The 20283-nt window shown below is 39.5% G+C and carries 17 protein-coding genes; 1 reads left to right on the top strand and 16 read right to left on the bottom strand.

The window, feature by feature from the left end; all coding sequences use genetic code 11:
• Positions 1-109: 109 nt before the first annotated feature.
• The 15 genes from LIZ87_RS19880 to LIZ87_RS19810 form a co-directional block, all read right to left on the bottom strand.
• Positions 110-1078, bottom strand: coding sequence for a hypothetical protein (locus tag LIZ87_RS19880; RefSeq protein ID WP_227148940.1), 969 nt, complete (start codon positions 1076-1078; stop codon positions 110-112).
• 19 nt (positions 1079-1097) lie between these two features.
• A complete protein-coding gene (locus LIZ87_RS19875) occupies positions 1098-2732 on the bottom strand; it encodes an aldolase catalytic domain-containing protein (protein WP_227148939.1) in 1635 nt (544 codons plus the stop codon).
• Positions 2729-3400, bottom strand: a complete 672-nt coding sequence (locus LIZ87_RS19870; RefSeq protein WP_227148938.1) for an acylneuraminate cytidylyltransferase family protein — start codon at positions 3398-3400, stop codon at positions 2729-2731. Before LIZ87_RS19870 ends, LIZ87_RS19875 begins: the two co-directional genes overlap by 4 nt.
• 14 nt (positions 3401-3414) lie before the next feature.
• The gene (locus tag LIZ87_RS19865; RefSeq protein ID WP_227148937.1) at positions 3415-4941 is read right to left on the bottom strand and encodes a lipopolysaccharide biosynthesis protein; all 1527 of its coding nucleotides are present in this window, start codon (positions 4939-4941) and stop codon (positions 3415-3417) included.
• Positions 4942-4952: 11 nt separating this feature from the next.
• Complete coding sequence (locus tag LIZ87_RS19860) at positions 4953-5729, bottom strand: hypothetical protein (protein ID WP_227148936.1); 777 nt, start codon at positions 5727-5729, stop codon at positions 4953-4955.
• A gap of 40 nt (positions 5730-5769) precedes the next feature.
• Entirely contained in the window at positions 5770-6708 is a 939-nt protein-coding gene (locus tag LIZ87_RS19855) for a DUF6492 family protein (protein ID WP_227148935.1), read from the bottom strand.
• Positions 6701-8011 carry a glycosyltransferase family 4 protein gene (locus LIZ87_RS19850; RefSeq protein ID WP_227148934.1) on the bottom strand — a complete coding sequence of 437 codons (1311 nt, stop codon included), beginning with the start codon at positions 8009-8011 and terminating at the stop codon, positions 6701-6703. Before LIZ87_RS19850 ends, LIZ87_RS19855 begins: the two co-directional genes overlap by 8 nt.
• Positions 8005-9132, bottom strand: coding sequence for a glycosyltransferase family 4 protein (locus LIZ87_RS19845; protein WP_178314996.1), 1128 nt, complete (start codon positions 9130-9132; stop codon positions 8005-8007). Before LIZ87_RS19845 ends, LIZ87_RS19850 begins: the two co-directional genes overlap by 7 nt.
• A 27-nt stretch (positions 9133-9159) precedes the next feature.
• On the bottom strand, positions 9160-10365 hold the full coding sequence (gene cps2T, locus LIZ87_RS19840) for a beta 1-4 rhamnosyltransferase Cps2T (RefSeq protein ID WP_227148933.1): 1206 nt from the start codon (positions 10363-10365) through the stop codon (positions 9160-9162).
• A 76-nt stretch (positions 10366-10441) separates the two neighbouring features.
• Positions 10442-11575: a hypothetical protein gene (locus LIZ87_RS19835; RefSeq protein WP_227148932.1), complete on the bottom strand. Its 1134-nt coding sequence runs from the start codon at positions 11573-11575 to the stop codon at positions 10442-10444.
• Positions 11576-11588: 13 nt separating this feature from the next.
• The gene (locus LIZ87_RS19830; RefSeq protein ID WP_227148931.1) at positions 11589-12692 is read right to left on the bottom strand and encodes a glycosyltransferase family 4 protein; all 1104 of its coding nucleotides are present in this window, start codon (positions 12690-12692) and stop codon (positions 11589-11591) included.
• Positions 12689-13789: a glycosyltransferase family 4 protein gene (locus LIZ87_RS19825; RefSeq protein WP_227148930.1), complete on the bottom strand. Its 1101-nt coding sequence runs from the start codon at positions 13787-13789 to the stop codon at positions 12689-12691. The genes LIZ87_RS19830 and LIZ87_RS19825 overlap by 4 nt, the downstream gene beginning before the upstream one ends.
• Positions 13790-13821: 32 nt before the next feature.
• Entirely contained in the window at positions 13822-14562 is a 741-nt protein-coding gene (locus LIZ87_RS19820) for a glycosyltransferase family 2 protein (protein WP_178315015.1), read from the bottom strand.
• A gap of 17 nt (positions 14563-14579) precedes the next feature.
• Positions 14580-15992 carry a sugar transferase gene (locus LIZ87_RS19815; protein WP_178315006.1) on the bottom strand — a complete coding sequence of 471 codons (1413 nt, stop codon included), beginning with the start codon at positions 15990-15992 and terminating at the stop codon, positions 14580-14582.
• 84 nt (positions 15993-16076) lie between these two features.
• Positions 16077-17057, bottom strand: a complete 981-nt coding sequence (locus LIZ87_RS19810) for a hypothetical protein (RefSeq protein WP_227148929.1) — start codon at positions 17055-17057, stop codon at positions 16077-16079.
• Between the two features lie 253 nt (positions 17058-17310).
• On the opposite strand from LIZ87_RS19810, the gene LIZ87_RS19805 reads away from it, so the two are divergent.
• Positions 17311-18471: a glycosyltransferase family 4 protein gene (locus LIZ87_RS19805; protein ID WP_227148928.1), complete on the top strand. Its 1161-nt coding sequence runs from the start codon at positions 17311-17313 to the stop codon at positions 18469-18471.
• Here LIZ87_RS19805 and LIZ87_RS19800 read toward each other — a convergent pair.
• Positions 18465-20114 carry an O-antigen ligase family protein gene (locus LIZ87_RS19800; protein ID WP_227148927.1) on the bottom strand — a complete coding sequence of 550 codons (1650 nt, stop codon included), beginning with the start codon at positions 20112-20114 and terminating at the stop codon, positions 18465-18467. The two genes, LIZ87_RS19805 and LIZ87_RS19800, sit on opposite strands and share 7 nt — an antisense overlap.
• Positions 20115-20283: the final 169 nt, after the last annotated feature.

Here is a 20283-nt window from a genome sequence, read left to right as displayed (position 1 = left end):
GCTGGCTGGCTGGCTGGCTGGCTGGCTGGCTGGCTGGCTGGCTGGCTGGCTGGCTAAAAAATTTTCCCATATCATCTTTCCCTTGTCAATCCCTTTCCGAAATTGTATTTCAATAATGCTTATTCAAATCAATAATATTGATATACTCATATGGCGGATTCCGTCTGTATTTTGCAACAATTGTCGCGCCGCATAAGCCGCCGACCAGGCAGCAGCATTTATTTAAGATATACAATGTTGTAATATAATCAAGCGCAGCATTGTGCGCTCCTGCTGTCTTACTAAGATACTCTCCAATGAATCCATCTGCTTCTTTCACATTACCTGCATTATAGGTGACAACCTTATCTAAGGGAAGGGCTTTCTTCAGGGCTTCAAAAATCATATAATCTTCAGTGGAAATAAAATAATAATCACATTGATATTCACCAAATTTCGTTTGTGCCAATCTAACGATATCCGTTACTTCCGGCTGCACAGCATGATGATATTTGATATAATCCGTTCCTCTTAAACAAACTCCCAGCAGCCGTTTATGCGGATTTTCTGCCGGAATGATTGAGGACAATCTATTTTCACAGATCCGGATAATCTCTGGCCTAAGACGAATATACTTGTTATACTGCGCTCTCAAAAAGTCTTCCGTAAACCGTTTTGCAGTCCGCATACGAATATAGTTGAACCATTCCTGTGATGGATCAGAAAGAATATAGTTTCCAGTATTAATTGCTTCTTCCAGCGATACTCCCGCTGGCTGCAGATAATACTTATCCCAAATATTTATCTTTTCAACTTCCTCTTCCTCCTGATAAATATTTCTATAGGTTTTCATATCTACAACCGGAATCATATGATGATCAGCCGCATAAATACAATTATATAAAACCACGCGTTCGTACACAGTCCATCCGCAGGCCTGCAGAGCTTCATATCGGATAATATAATATCTTCCCCTACTCCTATTTGTATGACGCTGCTCCAGTTTTCTATGCTTCTTCTGGATTTCCATCCTGTATTGTGCAGCATAAAATCTATCCCATTTTTTCAAGACTTTTCCAATGGCATGTTTGATACCCATCTCTAATTTTTCTCCTGAATCATAATTCCAAGTTAGACTTTATAAGTGTATCTTGGTAAATACTTGGTGTTAAAAATTTAATATTGCATTTACCAGACATTGTTTTCGCCAATTTAACAAGCATATTGCCAATTTCCTTATTTAGATCATCAAATTCCTTTATATGGCGTACATTTTGGAATGAAACATCTGCATAATTATCTTCTTTATCTGCTCTAAAACCATCAAAACCTGCAATTGAAATCTGAGGCGGCTCTATCTTTTTTAAAAGATTTAATAGCATAATAGTTGAATTTTCAAAGTATTTATAGCCGCGGTTAATCAAGCCATGATAGTTTACAATGATATCATCTTCATTTGCTTTTACATTTGAACTTACAATTACACCACGTCCCCTCCTCTTTTGAGCATTCATATTATACCGTTTAGGATTCCCGTAAAAAGCATAGGCCTTTGGATAATCGGAAATAAAATTCACGCTTATAACAAAAACATTGTGAGTTTTAATATATTGCTCAATCTCCTCATGATGTGTGTTAAGCGTATTTCCCGGCGCCAATACGACTACCTCACGTTCATCAATTAGCTTCTTTATTTTTTCTATGCTGTTATAATCATCCACTTTATCCGCAATATATTCAATATATAATTTCTCTATATTATCATAATCATATCGCTGGCGTTTTTTAGGATCTATCATTGCAAGCAGGTTGCCGATATCCTTTGTATCCAGCCGGAATTTTTCTGTCAAATAAATAACATTATTGGGATGTGACTTGTAAATTCCTGCCATCATAGCCGGAATTGAATACCCCCACTTATAATCCAAGGAATATTTATAAATATAGTCATCTATCATATCCAGAATATTATCAATTTCATAATCATAGTGCATTTTTCGGACTAAATAATCCACAAGCAGCTCTGTATTCAGATTACCTGCTACCTTTCCCATTCCTGCCAAGGTTGAATCAATAATAACCTGGCGAGTACCCTGGCTAAGTTTAATAATTTCTTGGGCAAAGGCAAATGAGAGCTGATAATTATTGTGTGAATGAAAATTTATGCAAATATCCGAATCCATGTTATGATCAATCAGACCATACAGGCGATCAACATCATCCACATACATTGCGCCATAGGTATCTACAATGCCAAAGCTATAAGGATGAACTTCATTAATCATATCTACCAGTTCCAAAATCTCACGATCGGAATAATTCAAGGAATTTACACCCTGAACAAATAATTTATAGCCCTGTTGTTTGATGATCCCAATGCATCTTAAAATATCATCCTTGGAGTCAATATAATTCTGCTTCGTAAACCCAAAACGGATTCCATCTATCGAAGTTCCGTCATACGGTTTAAGCGATTGAAAATCAAACATACCGTAATCAATAAAAGCAACATACATAACATTTTTGTTGGTCTTATCTAAAAATGGCTTGATCTGATCTACATCCGTAAAAAATGTGCTGTTTCCTTTATAGTTTACTTTTCTCCAGTCACGTAAAAAACCGACTTCAACAATATCTATTTTGGCATTTCCTAATTTCCGCGTAAGCCCGCTAATCTCTTCATTCTGAAATGCACAGTCAATAATTCTGCCGCCATCGCGAAGAGTACAATCTAAAACCTTAACATTCTTCATTCCAATTCCTCCGTCTGTCTTCCTTTATCCAAATAAGCTGCAACTGCCTTTGCAAACTCAAAATCCTCCGGTGTATCTATATCAACAGCCTCAAACTGATCAATTTCATAAATATATGGCTTATTGCCAATCCGCTGTCCAAGCTCTGTAAATACCTCTTTTCTAAAAATGAAAAATGCCCCTGTTTCCATATAAATAGGCTCCAGATCCTGTGTGCGGACAATATTCTTCATATCATAATTAAAAGGTTTTCCATTCATCCACATATAGTCTTGTAATACCACAGCGGAAAAAGCTGAGTCGTATTCTCCCGAAATCACTTTATCTAATGCTTTTTTTATTGAATCAGCTTTTGTAAAAGGCTGTGTTACATGCGTAAGAACATAAATATCTGCATCAACATCTCTCACAAAGTAGTCAATAATTTCTAATCCCTTCACTTGAAAGCCATCCAGATAAGAGTCTCTTTTTAAAAATATAAGGTTTTCCGGCATATATGTTTTAATTCTTTCATCACTGCAATAAACATATTTCTCATCAATTGTATCTATTTTACTAATCGTGTCAAAGATATAATTGCAGGTAGGTTTTCCATTAAGTAACATTGTATTTTTCCCCGGCAGACGCTGGTTATTTAATTTAATAGGAATAAATGATACGACCTTCATACTATAGTCTCCTTTTATTTTTTTATCTTGATAACATTAACAAACTGTGCCATATAGCTTCTATAAATTTCACTTTTAGCTGCTACAATTAAAAAGAATGCATTTGGGACAACACAACATATTGCCATCCGAAGTAAAAGCACCATGAAGTCGCTTCCATGCACAAATAAACAAATTGTATATGTAAGCGCTGCTCCCAATATTGTTGCAATTGAATAAATAACACAATTCACAAAATATTCCTTTGCACCTTTTTGAAAATAGATATTAATCGTTTTCTTTCCAGTTCCCACAAAAGAAAAAATAAAAACTGTAATTATTGTAGCTAAAATAATTCCCTTCATCCCCCAAAAATAACCAAATAACAAATTAAGAGAAAAATTCCCTATCATTTCGCCTATCTGCAGATATCTAAATTCCCACCATATGCCAGATGCAGTCGCATATGCAGCTCTAATCTGCCCTATTTGGCCAATGTAAAAATAAACACAAAATAATATGACTGTAATAAAATCTGCACACAAATCCACTCCCGCCCATATCTTCATAAATGGCTGATAAAGACATAGCATGCAGATTGTACACCAGGAGCATATCCAATTATAGTAAAAATTTAACCTCTTGAAATCATAATAATTTTTCTCTACAGATTCCGTTGCTATACTATTTCCAACACTTGCTGTGATTGATTGTATGGTAGTAGAAGTCATACTTCCTACCGCATTCAATATATAAAAATAATTAGAATATATTGCCACATCAACTAGACCTAAAAAAGCTGACAGTATAATGCTATCAAAAGAATTCCGTGCAACCAATCCAATTTTTCCAATAGCTGAACCCTCAACCAATTGTACAATTGATCTGATTTCATCCCTATCCAATTTCCCTCTGCATACATAATTCGGAAATCTCTTGTTCGTTATATATGCCACAGCTAAATTGTTGATTAATGTAATAATGGGGTTCCATATAATATAAACATAATAATTAGATACTATACATAAAAGGGATATTTGAATAATGCTTCTAATAATAACAAGTACAGTATCTATATTATTTAAAACATCCTGTCTCTGTGATGCTGTCAGCAAAACGTTTTTATATGCAAAAAACAAATAGCTGATAGATGTGTTGGCCAAGTAAATAAGATATAATAAATATATATTAATATCCGAAGGGCACTCCCCTTTTATCAATCTGGGTAATAGCGGAATAATAGCAGTACCAATAACTAAAATACCTATGCCAATAATTTTATATATCTTTCTATATAGTGCCATTAATGCACAAATTTTATCCGTATCATTTTCTGCCATCGGCTTATATAAATTAAAGGTTATAGCGGAGGAGAATCCTAATTCTGCCATATTAAGAACCTGTAATATGGATGAAAATAAGCTGCTCAGCCCTAAATATTCTGCTCCCAATTTGTATAGAATTATTGTACGGATTACGAATGGAAAGCCTAGAATAATTATCTTATTAATCAATCCGTATACCATGTTTCTTTTTACATTCTTCGTTCTACTTTCACCCATACTGATGCATTCTACTCCTGATAAATATCATGAAACATCCCCTTAAGGCCAACCGGATTAACCGAAATAATCTCCGTCTCTGGATAATAAGCTTGGGCAAATTCCTTAATTTCTTTCCATTTATCCAATAGTTTCTGATTACCATCTTTCCAATAGGCATCATACTGCTTTTTTTCGGCCGCAAGCTCTTCCTTCGTCTGATGACCTGGGACAAAATGAGTACCGCTCATATCACACCCAACAATAAAGAGCCTCCGTGGATTCATGTATAAAGCCAGCTGCATAACTGACATGCCGACATTCGGCATTCCGCCTATCGGTCTCAATTCGATATCCCTGACAAGCTTGCTTCCATATCCATCCAGATAAATTTGATAATCCATATAAAATCTCAGGGCATTACATTTAATTGCCAGCGACTCTGGTATCGTCTTTGCATCTATATTATGTTTGGCTCCCAGCATCTTCACGCATTTGCCGGGACGATACTGAACCAATTCATTTTGACACATCCGAATTCCATCATAATCCTGCGCAAATATAAAATCAAAATCCACCTTCTCATATAAAAATGACCTGTTAACTGCTATATGAACTGCGCCTTCAATAGGCTGGTATTTTTGCAGCGAGGGTCCTGCTCCGCATACCACCACATCCCTTTCCCCATGGCAATAGTTTTTATACGGAAGAAATGTCTTTTGGTGCAATTGTGCTGCGCTAACTATAAGAGCCGTATGCTCATCAATTTTCATGATAGCCTTTAAGATATTTTTCTTTATAAAATTCATTGTTTTCACCTACCATTCCAATAATAAATTCAGGCAATTTTTAATATTCTTCAAATACAAAATCCTCTTTTCTTAGCAGCCGCCGATATACTGTTCTAATCTTATGTCTTATTTGCGCAAGTTTTTTCATTGAAATCCTACGTCTGAACCACTCTTTGGATGTCAGCCATGTTACCAGTGTCCTTTTATAGTGAATAGATTCAACAGAAATAATATCATAGTCATTTGACGCCCATTTTAGCTGTCCGGCAGACGGATTACCTCCCAGTAATACTAACGATTCCCGCATAGTCCGCAGTTTTCTTGCCTTTACTAAATCAGGATACTTTATATAAATATAATTGCCATAGGTTTCAAACTCGCTAAAGCCCGAACCTAATAAGTCTTCCTGCTTTATTGAATGAATGATCTTCTCAAAAAAGGTATCACCCTCAATGAGAGCGTTTCCCTCTATTTCCGAAATCATTTGCCTCATAATTGCACAATCAAAAATCATATTTTCGGCAATAAAAGAAAACTCGGCTTTTTTATAAATGCTTCCTTGAAACAGCTTCTTTATTGTATCAAAATACGGTTGGTGATATTCACATTTCGGTGTAAAGCAATATTTTTCCTGCTCTGTAAAGCCGATTGGATTCAGCACAAATGTATCTGCATCTAATACAATATAGCACTTTTCCTCACATTTATATGACCAGGCCATTTTTAAAAACTGCTGTAAATACCAACCCGCCCGTTTTCTCTCGCCCGTTCTTTTCTCCATCAGATTCATCACTGTGCTGTAATTTAAGCCGTCATAGACCTGATCCTCATCTATAAAAATCACATCTTCTATTGCTTCAATTTTCTGTTGGATTTTCGAGGCTGCCACAACATAAATCCGTTTAGGACTTATATTTTGTTTACAAAATGGAATCATCTTCTCCATCATTGGAAGGTGATCCTCTGTAACCATTATAATCACATTATAGTCATTCACGATCTTGTTTCTCCAAACCATTTATCATCTGCTGATAACATTTTAGAAGAGTCCTGTAATTGTTCTCCTTATTATGCGTATCCAGCGCTCTTTTTCTTGCCTTTTGTGATATTTCTGCAGCTAATGTATCATCGCGGAATATTCTGCACACATATTCGGCTAAAACTGCATACTCATTAAATGGATACAAAAGTCCCTCTTCTCTATGCGTCATCATACTTGAAACGCCTCCGACATCCGATGCAACAGTAGGAACTCCAAGTATCATTGCTTCTCCGACTGAATTAGGTGAATTTTCTATCAATGAAGCCGATACAAATACGTGTGAAGCTAAATATTGATCACGCATTTCTTCTCCCTGAAGCGTTCCCAAAAATCTTACATGTTGTTCCAGTCTATTTTCCTTTATTTCTTCTCTTAATACCTTAATGTAGCTCGGCTCCCTTAATTTTCTCATTAGGGAATCCGATGGATTCAATAAATCCGCTCCTGTAGTATAAAGGACAGTATCTGGAAATTCTTTCAATATAATCGGAAGTGCCTTCAGCATCTGATGATACCCTTTAATCGGAGTCCCATACTGACTCATAAAAATGCTGTGTTTTTTAACCTTTTCCTTCTTCCAGACCTTATTTTCAAAAAAAGCCGGGCGAAGTGTTTCATTACAAAAATGCAATGTCAAATTGGGATTTATCGCTTTGCAGCAGGCACTATCCCATTCCGTCCTTACAAATACATTTTTAAGGAGCTTAAGTATCCTGATTTCACTTTGACCATTCAATGCCAATCTTTTTTGTATGCCTTCCACATTCGTTCCGCGTATAAGTTCCCAAAATGTCTTTTTTTTGAATTGCCTGACACTCAGGCCATCCGTATAGCAATGTGCACAAAAACCTACTAACCCCTGTATCCACACTACCGTTTTTTCAAGCAATCCCAGATCATTTGCCATCAATACGAATTGCCTTTGAAACCACTTTTCTGTTCCATAAATATGAATGATATCCGGCTGAACTTTTTCTATAATCTCCTTAAATCGATTAAAATCTTCTTCTCTGTATGCAGTGATATCTCTACTATGTACCTCTGGCACAACTCCCATCGTATAATAAGATATCCTGCCTGCTTTTCCCTCGCAAGGCTCTTCATGCTGAAAGCAATAGGACAGGCTGATCTCATCATGACTGCATACAATATCTGCAGCTCCCTGAAGCCAACCCCCGGTCGCAACATTATCACCTAATTTTAATGTCTGCGTGATGATCGGTATTGGCTGAAATGCAATCCAAAGTACATTTAGCATAACTGTACATCCTCATCTTTTTTTTCAACAACATCCATATATGTGTTCACTATAAGCCTTGAAGATTCTTTCCATGAAAAACGTTCTGCCTGCTTTTTCATTTTTTCCTTTAAATCCGCCGAGCAGTAATCCTTCCTTAACATTTTTCTCATTGCTTCCATTATTTCATCCTCTTCAAAAGGATCAAAATAGCTTCCGGCATTTCCTACTACTTCCGGCAATGAAGTTTTATTTGACACTGCAACTGGCGTTCCGCATGCCATTGCTTCTAAGGGCGGTATTCCAAATCCCTCAAAAAATGACGGATAAACAAAACATGCTGCCGCATTATATAAGCGGACTAAATCTTTGTTTGTCACATAATCTGTGAAAATAATTTTATCCGTTTGATTACATGCCTCTTTCAGAATGCCATCAAACATCCACGCTTTTTTCCCAACGATTACCAGCTTAATGTTTTCATCCATTTCCTTTTCCATTTTTGAAAAAGCTCTGATTAGCCGGGGCAGATTTTTTCTGGGCTGAAGATTTCCAACGCTTAATATATATCTCGAATCTCCAATACCAAATTGTACACGCAGCTTGTCCTCTTCCAATTCTTCCGGGGTAAGCACGCAAAAATCATTGTTCACTGCATTGTACGTCACAATGATGTTGTCCTCTTCCACTCCATAATGATCTGCAATGTCTTTCTTGGCATTCTCCGAAACAGTAAATATCTTTTGAGAATGCTTTGCCGCATAAGGAATCAGCAGCTTCTGCCTGATATATTCCTTTTTGGTAAAGATATCTTTATAATGTTCAAAGCAAATATCATGTATCGTACATACAATCGGGCATGGACATCGAAAGGGGATGAAATATTGCGTATGCAGCAAATCCAGTTTATATTTTTTGCATAGTTTAGGCAGTTCAATAAAATTTCTTTTGAAAGCGCCTGTTTCTTCAAACTCTATGATTGTAAATCTATCTGCAAATGCTGCTGCAGATACTCCTTTTTTCACAAAAAGAAATAGTTCCATATCTTTAACGGGATACATATTATTTAATATATTGGTATAATAGCTTTCATTCCCTCCGGAACGGTCACCAAGCATATGCCCATCAATTCCTACTCTCATATGAAATCCTCATTTATCTTCCACAGCTTATTCCTTACTAATAAATTGGCACAAATATTTATCTGATATGGATTCCCATGAATATGCAGATCGAATCCGTTCTTTTGCTTTGTTTCCCAATGCTTCCAGTTCAGCCGGCGTCATCTGGTCCGCCTGGTCAATTAATGCCGCCAGATTTCCTTCATCTAAATTCCAATAAAGTGCCGCGTCCTCTGCAACCTCCCTATTAAATTCAACTTCATAAAGAAGGTTTAATTTTGTGCTTCCAAGCGCTTCTAATAAGGAAGGGTTTGTCCCCCCTACGGAGTGTCCGTGAAAGTAGCCGAACGCATTTTCCCTTATCTTTGTCAGCAGCTCCTGATCATATACCGTTCCAACAAATTTGATTCTCTTATCTTTTCTGTAATGCAGTTTATTTTCCAATTCATCAAGTAATCCCGGATTATTTGTTGTAATAATCACCAGATCCTTGGTAGTCCTGCTTTTCATGAATTCGCAGATGATGGTTTCAAAATTGTTCTCCGGAACGCATCTTCCGATCATTGTGTAAAATCCTGACCTGATTTCGTGTTTGTGCAGCCAGCTCACATATTTTTGATCTTCATCCGCTAATGTGCTCTTTTTCGTTTCTGCCCCATAAGCTATATATGTGGTGTTAGGCCGGTATTGCTTATATTCCCTTTGGATATATTTTTCAATAGCAGTACTGTCGCAGATTACAAGGTCTGCATGCTTTACCATCAGCCTTTCGGATTCTTTCCAATACCTACGGATGGGGGCTGACCACTTTGCGCGCTTCCACTCGTGACCATCTGGATTAAGGTATACCTTCCCCCCCAGACCATGTATCTTATCTACGTATTTATGCACAAACGGACCAATCCTGCATGCCAGAATATACACGATCGCGTGCTCTATCCGATTTTCCTCAATATGCCTGCAGCATTTCTTCAATGCATCAACATCATAGACAATCGCCTGTGCAGACCGCAGCCACTCCGGAACCTGTACCAGAAAACAATCTGCATTGCAGTATGTGAATCTTTGGCCGCGAATTTCAGACGCACCCTCCAATCTGGACACATCCATACTGCCTTCACCGTTTGCTTTACATGCAACATGATATTGAATCTCTTTCTTATCCTTATGGTATTCCAATAATTTCTGAACAAAGCTCTCATAACCGCCATAAAATGACACGCCCTTTGCTCCAACGATATATACGTGCTGCATGATATTTCCTCTCCTGCAATCTATCAGTCTCTGAGAATCCAAACCAGATCCATCTTAGCATTATTCCCATAGAAGTTCAACATTTTAGGGTAAAATCATCTGTTTCAAATAGTGTCACCGACACATAAAGTAAAAATGGATTCCACATAGGATTAATTGCATTTACCTCCATAAAGCTGTAAATTGCCATAACCGTCATCGCGATCAAAAGTAAATCTTCTTTCTTTTTGCGGAGCTTCCACATCGCCACACTATATGCGCCGATACAAATGATGGACAATAGCACCCCATAGTTCAAAAGCATGGTCGCATACAGCATATCCAGCTGCACAGCGTTTTTGCTTCCCAATAGGGATATCCCTATATTTTCGAAAGCTTCATTTGCAAAAAACAGTCTTCCATTCAGGAGCCCATTGACCACCACGATTGCCCTCATCCCGGTTCTCTGAAGATAGATCAGAAACAAATTCAGCAGGAAGAGGAATGCCGGGCTAAGCACCATCAGGATACGCAGTACGGAAAGCATGCCCTCTTTTTTCTTTGAATGCAGATAAGAAGCGGACAGATATAATGCAGCCAGCGCCAGGAAGCACAGCCAGCCTGTTCTGCTGATTAAGACACGGTATGCCCCATACATCAGAAGAACCACCAGTAGCGCAGGCCATCTGAAAGCATCCCCATACAGAGCCATTGCCATCAGCACTACTGTCACAAGATGGAAAAACAGGTTATTTGGAGTATCGTATCCGTAGCAGGGAATCATGTACATTACCCCATTTTCCTTTGGGAGCTCTAAAACCTTATTCGGCAAAATTCCCGCTGCGCACAAGGCCACCTTCAGGGACATGCAGATCAGCATGACCCAAAATGCCCACCGTAAAATTCTCTTCAGATCCAGGCCCTTCACCCCATAAACAGCCATACAAGCCAGTATCAGGCTTCTGTTTCTGTTCTGCATATAGGCCCAGGCTATAAGGACGGCAAACGCCGCCATTTTAACCGCTTCCCTCAGGCTGTACTCTTCACATGCCATACATAACAGAAGAAAGGGAATACCTGCGGCAAAGGCTGCTCTGTAGGGCCAGTCCGCTGAGCCCCAGCCCCATGATACGCAGGCAAACTGCGGTATAAAAAACAATAGATAAAACGGCTCTCTGAATGTTTTCAGATATGTTCTCACTGGCATCACCCTGCTCCATTCCTGTTCCATGTATCTGTTCTTGTCAAAATCCTCTGCCCAAAAACTGCCGGAATATTTCCATATGCCTTGCCGCCATGTTTTCAATCGTGTATTCCTTCGATTTCTCGTAGGCCAGCTCTCCCATACGCAGCCGTTCCTCCCTGTCTGACAGCAAGCGGTTCAGCCTGTCTGCCATTTGGCCGGTATCCTCCGGATCCACCAGATAGCCGTTCATTCCATCCTCAATCATTTCAATGGATGCAACGGCACGTTCCGAGGCCACGCAGGGAAGGCCGTAGGACATTGCTTCGTTCAATACCAGCCCCCATATATCCTCGCGGGTAGGAAAAACAAACACATCAGCAGCAATATAATAATCCTTCAGCTCCTCCTTGCTCTTAAAACCGATGAAATGTACCCGTTCCTTCCATTCGTCTTCCAAAAGCTTCTTATATTCTTCCCCCGGCTCTCCTCCAATTATATAAACGCCTGTATCCTTCTGCATTTTGGAGCAGCAGCGTATCAGCAGATCCAGGCCCTTTCTGGGGATGAACTGCCCTACTGTAATGACCGCTGTTTTCTCCTTTATGCGTAATTTCACCTTCGTCTCATTTTTCGCCGCCTCCTGGGTACAGAAGCGCTCCTGATCTTTCACAGAAGTAAAGGGATAGCGGAAGATCTTATCCCGATTTGCCCCGTAATAGGCCAGATAATCGTCTGTCAGCTTTCCGGTGCTGAGCCATGCTGAAGCCAGTCCTATAATGTGGCGCTTTAGCATCCGCACCGGCCATTTATCTCTCTTCACAAAGCCGCCGTCGGCATTCAGCAGGAATGGGATTCCCCTGGCCTTCATATATTCCATAGCAATGATATGGGAGGGGGATGAGTAGCTCCCTAAAAATATCATATCAAAGCCCTCCCTTATAACAGAAATTATCTGGAAGCTGATGCTGGCGTCTGTGCCTACCTTGATTCCTCTTAAAAATACAGCCTTAAAATTGTGAAATTCATCTGGTTTCCATTTTTGGTCCCTGTCCCTGGCCGTTTCTCTGCCAAATACCGCTGTTAGCTGACAGTATTTTCCCAGTTCATTCAGAAAATCCACTCTGTAGGGTGATGGTATATTATTGATAAATAATACTTTCATAGCAGTTCCTCAAATACCTGGTAAAGCTGTCCCGCAATCCGGGTCTTGTCATATTTTTCTATAAATAATCTTTTATCTGGAACCTGAGGCTTTGTTCTTTTCAGTATTTCCCTAATCTTCTCCGCTAAAATCCTGTCATCCTCTGCCGGCTCATAGTATTCTGCCAGCTCCATCGTGACCTCCGGCAGAGAAGTAGACCTGGAGCTGATGCACGGAATTCCTCTCCCCATCGCCTCAATCGGAGTCATACCAAAGCCCTCATACAGAGAGGTCGTCACATACAAGGCCGCATGGCTGTACAGCCACTCGATATGACTGTCCTTTACATAGTCCGTAAAAAGGATCCGCTTTTCCATCCCCTTTTCCTTCAAATATGCCCTGATCTCCTCCATTCCGTTTCCTTTGCAGCCTACGATTACAAGTTGATGTCCAATTTCGTCTGAAACCCGCTCAAAGGCCTTAACCAGTGTAAGCATATTTTTATGCTTTAAAATAGATGAGATGCTTAAAATATAGGGCTCCTGTACCTGTTCCAGCGCCTCCTCCTGTACGTGGCTAAAATCTACAGGATCATATACTGTAATCAGCTTACCTTGGCACTCCTTACCATAACAAGCCTTAAGCGTTCCCTTCACATAATCGGAAATAGCGATGACCAGATCAGCTTTTTTCAGGGAATGCCTGTACCCCATATCAAGATAGTGTCTTTTATATGCAGAAAAATATTCCGGATAAAATTTAAATTGGATATCATGAGGGTTTACCACTGCCGGAACAGATAAATGACGGTAGTACCCTGTTACATAGGTAGGATAATAAATAATATCCGCCTTATACTTTTTCACCCACCGGGGTAAAATAAAGGTCTGAAACCAGGTAGTACGCAGCTTATGGCCGCCTTTGCATCTGTAGATCACAAACCGGCATTCCGGAAACATTTTTTTGTAATCCTTGTAAATGTCCTCATGTATAAAAAAAAGGAAGTTATGAATAACTTCCTGCTGAATCCATCCCTTTATAAGATTCTTTATACAGGACTCAGTACCGCCATTCGTATGATCCGAACGGATAAACGAAAGATCCACTGCTATTTTCATATTCCCTGCTCCTCTTCCCTGTAATCAATAGCCTATGCTATCAGATATTTTGCGATTTCCCAGATAATACATTCAACAATATAGAAGCGGCTGTAGCCATTCTCCCGATATATACGGTATCGTTCCCTCATTCGTTCCGCCATCTTCTGCAGGCTTTTCTGGTTGCTTGCTCCTCCAAAGCTGAAGTTTGCCAGTACCTCATTCAGAACCACTATCTTGTATCCGTCATTTCTTATTTTTAAAATCAGATCCCAGTCGTCATATACGCACCGGCAGGCATAATGATAGTTGTCATATAGCCTCCTTCGGATAAAGGTAGTCGGGTGATTCCAGTCTCTGGTTGTAGCATATCTTCTTAGCCTCGCTTTTTTTATCACTGCCCCCGATTCTCTCCAAATACGTATATCCGCATAAAATACATCAAAGGCAGTCCTGATATAGGTATCCACAACCTTCTCCACTGTCTGTTCTTCGTACCAATCACCGCTGTTGATCAGTCCTACCAGCTCTCCTGTTGTAAGGCTTATTCCTTTATTCATAGCATCATATATGCCTTTATCTGCCTCTGAGAGAATACGAAAGCTATATCCTCTTTTTTCAAATTTTGTCCGGTAGGATTCAGCTATAGCTACTGTCGAATCCTCCGACAATCCATCAATTATAATGTATTCTATATTGTCATAAGTCTGCTGCAGAACGGAATCCATTGTTTGTCTGATAACAGCTTCACTATTGCGGCACACTGTAACAATACTCACCTTAATACGATCCATTCCAGTTTCCTTTTCTGTCAAAAGTTATTTTCTGCTTTCTCCTTCTGCTCCTGCCCGGCTCGGAAATCTGTTTGAAGCATGGCCTGAGAATCCGTGTCATCAAACCCCTCTGTACTTTCTTTCAGTAAAAGGATCTTTAGAGTTTTAAACAAAATCTCTATATCCAGCAGGAAAGAATAATTTTCAATGTACATTAAGTCCAGCTTCAGCTTATCATAGGCAGTTGTATTATATTTACCATATACCTGTGCATAGCCGGTAAGGCCGCCTTTTACCTTTAATCGGTATTTGAACTCTGGAATTGCTGCCGTATATTTTTCAACATGCTCAATTCTCTCCGGCCTGGGGCCTACCAAGCTCATATCACCCTTTAAAATATTGATGAATTGCGGTAATTCATCGATCCTTGTCGCCCTGATAATGCGCCCCACAGGAGTGATTCTAGGATCTCTCTCTGTTGCAGGAATAGGATGTCCGTCCTTTTCCGCATCTACAATCATACTCCTGAATTTATAAATGGTAAAGACGCGCCCATCCTTCGTGCATCTCTTCTGGTAAAATAATACCGGCCCCCTATCATAAGCCTTAATAGCAAGTGCTGTGCAGAGAATAATCGGCGAGAAAACGGATAATGCCACAATGGAACAAATAATATCCATAAGGCGCTTCGCAATGCTCTGTTCCACATGAAGGCCTGTATTTCTTGATAATAAAAGAGGAGTATCAAACATATGGAGATTCTCTGCGCTCCTCACTATAATGTCTGAGATCTTCGGCACAGTGTATGTCCGGATGGATTCCCCATAGCAATACTTCAGAAGCTTGTTGCGCATCGAGGACGGGACATCGCAGATCACCAGTCCCTCGTATTGTTTTACAAGCTGAAGGATTTTCTCCAGTCCCTCCGATATATGTATCATTTCACATACCTCGAAGCGGTCTGTCCTGGTATGGAGCTTCGTCATCATACTGGATATTGGCCTGTCCCCATAAACAAGGCAGACTCTGCGGGGCGGGTAAATTTTCCTATATATATATGTGACTCCGACGCTCCACAGCAGGATCAGAACAATCTCTATTCCTGTCATAGCAAGCAGAGGAACAATCGTATAGAAGTGCTTAACCAGAAGCGTAATCTGCAGATACATCATAACATTACTGCAAAGAATTGTTAAAATCTGGGAATAAGCAAGATTGCCCCTGCGGAGATATCCAATACGAAGAGCGCCATATATATGTGCAAACAGCATAATCACAATACCATATACCGCAGCAATCATGTAGTTTCCTTTTACATCATAAGGAACTTCCATGCGCCGGTTGTAGTTCCGTCTCCAAACCACATAATAAATGGCCATTTCTGCCGCAATCAATGTCATTACCATTAAAATTCTTATTAGACGCTTGTATTTCTCATTATTCTTTATCATAGTGTTTTCTACTAATCCTATTTCTATTTTCTACCCTAACAGTATAGCATTATTATATTTGGATTGCAATGAACCAATCAGTGTTTACACCTGGCAATTACCTTTAGGGCTTCCAGCAAGTGGCATCGAAACATCATACAGCAAACCGGACATATATACAAAGGTTGCATTCATCCACAAGACCAGAATAAAGCTTTCAATAATAAAAAACAACTGCAGGAACCACACAAGCGCGATTTCAGGATACATTTTTTTATCCGCAAGATAACGCAATGTAAAAGCCGTTCCCAATATATACATACCAAATAAAACGGTTCCATAGCAAAGCAGTAAATTAATATATCCGCAGTCCAAAGGCAGATATGCCAGATCCGGATCCAGGGATTTTCCCCACAAGGACAGACCGGAAGCGTACAAATGCTCATTGGCCCAGTGGAATCTTCCGGTAACACACCGATTCAGAAATTCAATGAGCATATTTTTCGGTGAATAAAAATACGTAATTGCCACTATGAAAGCCGCCATAAACAAAAACAGCCACGGACTGATCTTTGCAGCCTGATCCAGCCAGGCAAATTCTTTTTTCGTGATCAATAGCATTGCCGCAAACACCAGCCACAGCATCAATCCTGTATTACTGTAGGTAATAAAGTAAAAAGCAATATTCACGCATGTCAATACAGCCAAATGCTTCATACAAAGCTTTTTGTAATTCAGGTAAGACCATATGGCAGAAACCATTCCTATAAGCTTCTGGATTCCATTGGGATGCAGCTCTCCAAAGAAAATACGGTACTGCTCTGATATATCCCAAAGACCCAGTACCCTTCTCGTTTCATAATATCCGTCCACCTTGCCTGTCAGCAGGTCAGCAGCAAATATACTGCTGTGAATCACCAATGCTGCTGTCTGGATTCCCAGCATGGCTGACAGCACGATCCGAAAGCGGACATTTTTCATTCCTATGATTGCCATAATAATAAGAAGGCACCCTAAATGATGGTTAAAATATGCTGCCAGAGCCCCTATGCACAGCAGAGCAGCCTGCCATAACCGCTCTTTCACAGTATAAGTATCGTTCAAAAGCTTTATAATCCAGCACAATATCCCGGCTATTATAAGGACAGCAGACACCTGCCTGACCATAGGAATAGCGTCATTCCTGGCTATTCCCATCGTCAGAAAAAATCCAATATATAATAATTCATTTTTTGTCAATATCCTATACAGCATATCTATACGCCCCTGTACCAAAAGTAGGTGATTGAAATCCCAAAAAAACTATGTTAAATTATAAAAAACAGCAAAGGGGATTTTCATGGTTCATAAAGCAAACATCTTATTTATCAGTACCTTTTATCCGCAGCGGGAACTGCTGCAATACTGTCAGTTTGTACATGAAGAGGCAAAAGCCCTTGTCAGAAAAGGATATCACATTACGGTTATTAATCCCCGTTCTGATATCAATGCCTCCTATAGCTGGGAGCTGGAGGATATTCCTGTCCTCTGTATCCCTTATCAAGCTTGGCGTACAAATTATTCTTATAGTATTAACGGTATTTTTCTTTTTCACGCTTTAAGAAAACTAGGAAAATCTTTTTTTTCGCAGTTCAGTTTTATCCATGTTCACAATTGTCTTCCCGAAGGCAAAGCTGCGCTGCTTCTAAAAAAGGAATTTCAATTAGATATTCCTATGGCTGTCCAAATTCATGATCTTAATGTAGAAAAGGGTGCCTATATCAGAAGCCGCATTGCAAAACGTTTTTTTTCAAAATGCTGCAGGGAGATCTATCGAGATTATGATTACTGTATTGGAGTCAGCAATATGGTTTCCCACCTTATTCGGTCATGCCTCCCTCCTGCTGACCGAAAGAAAGTATTTACTGCTTATAATGGATATGACCCGGCTATTTTCAATGTCTCCTCTAACCACATCAAGGCGGCCTCTCCTATCCGAATCCTGTTTGTAGGAAATCTCATTGAATTAAAGGGAATACGCTGCCTCATCCATGCCTATTGCCAATGTGTCCCGCATTTTTCTGTTCCCACAGAGTTATGGATCCTCGGCCGCGGTATCCTTGAAAAAGAACTGCAGGGACTTGCCCATGATTATCATATGGACGATCACATATTTTTTAAGGGTTATGTGCTTCCGGAAAAGGTTGGGGAATATATGAATGAATGCCATATCTTCGCTATGCCCAGCACTTTCGAAGGCTTTGGCTGCGTTTACCTGGAGGCCATGGCCTGCGGCCTTCCCTGTATCGCATGCACCGGACAAGGGATTTCGGAAATCATAGAGAACAGCCGCGCCGGCTGCCTGATTCCTCCGCATAATCTGGACGCCTTAAAAAACAGTTTATTAGAGCTGGTAAATCATCCTGCAACCCGTGAATCTTATAGGAAGCGTATTTCTGAAATCATTGATAACTATACTTGGGATAAAACGGTCTCACCAATTGTAAAAATATATCAATAATCACTTTCCGGGAGTTTCAAAGACGCTTTGTCTTCCGAAACTCCCATCATCAGCAATGTCAGCATGATCGGCACCACAATGACAACATTGATATTCACAGATGCCTGTACAGCATAGCATCCAACGGCAAATCCAATTGCCATAAACTCTGGATCTTTGAATGATCTTTTCACAATTTTTACAAGAGCCGATGCAAGCACTGCTATATATGCAGCTAAACCGCAGATTCCGATCGTGATCAAGTACTGAATATATTCATTATGGGCATTTTCAAACAACTCATAGTATCTTTCACCCATGTCAGACCAATAATCCCAATAATCCCTTGTAGTCATAATCCCAAAAGTATCCGGGCCGAAGCCAAATAGCTTATGATGCAGAGGGAAAACCCGATGGCATTCAAAAGCCGTCTTCCAAATATAACCTCTGTGGGTTCCCCACTCATCATCAAACACCACATAGTTGCTAAATGAACGGTAGCGTTCTCCATTTCCCAATATATTTGCATCTAAAAGTATCAGGCATACTGCTGCTACAGCCAGAATCAATATTGCAAGCCATATCCTTTTTCCTGTTTTGCAAGTTCCAGATACGATTCCTCCTCTGCCCTTTTTACTATCCATTTTATATAAAACAATTGTCCCTGCCCACAAAAAAAGGATTATAGCTGGCAGCCAGCTGAAATGAGAAACAATTTCAAATACCCCCTCTATCTCCATCACATGCTCCGGTATAAAACGAGTGACCCAGCCAATTAAAAAAATCTCCGTAAATAAAGCTGCCACAATAAGCACATATTTTTTTGCATTTTTTAGACTGCCGAATGCATACAGAGGCAGCAGCCCAAACAAAACCCCAAGACTAATATAGCTGTTATCACTGTTTGCTGTAATCATCGACAGCAATGACATCAAAGCAGAACTCAGATAAAACAGTTTCTTTTTTTCTCTTTCCTCAAGTATAAACAATATAACGCCCACACATGCCAACATGGCAAGATAAGCTGTATAGGTATTCACGTTTCCTATTGTGGACAAGAATATTTTATACGAACCATAGGATAACCCTTCTTTCATCTTAAGAGGATCAATCTTAAAAAAATGCAGAATCCCAATAATTTCACAAATCATTCCTCCCATAAGGAATGCATCCAAATACAGTCTCTTATATTCAAGGCACTTGCTTACAATAAAAAAGCTAATTCCATACATCAGTATTAAAAATAAACCGCTATATCTCCCCTCATTTCCCCAAAACGCCTCATAAAAATAATCTGACTGAAAAGTTGAGATTATTGAAGTGCCTACAAATGCAATCATAGCCCAATCTACAGCCTTCCAATTTCTTGGATGCATACTGCTCTTAAGCTGTTTTGTATATTTTCCGTCATACCATTTCGCGTCCCTATAAAGAAAGAATATTGCCGTTATCAGCATTGCTACCGCTAATATAAGCACTGTAGTAAAATAACAATAATATTTAAATCTCAGGATATCCGCATATCGGTCATGGAATGTTAATGGATATACTGCCAGAACCAGTATCACAAAAATACCCGCCATTTTTGCATTGGCATTTTTCCACATCTGTATCAGGGTTTTCTCCCTCTTTTCAGAATTGTTTTTCGCTTCATTATATACCATGGAGATTCTTCCTTTCTATCATGTTCTTCGGCTTTTTACAGTATACCATTTTCCCCAGGATAACGCAACTTTACCCTATCTTAAAATGGAGTTGCTGAAATCTTAAGACCTTGCGATAATTTTCCTTATCGGAAGTATAATCATCTCGTAATGCAATTAGGATTTCAAA

The organism is Lacrimispora sp. 210928-DFI.3.58 (genome assembly GCF_020554865.1).
Lineage (GTDB): Bacteria > Bacillota > Clostridia > Lachnospirales > Lachnospiraceae > Enterocloster.
This window is presented reverse-complemented; position numbering and strand designations above follow the sequence as displayed.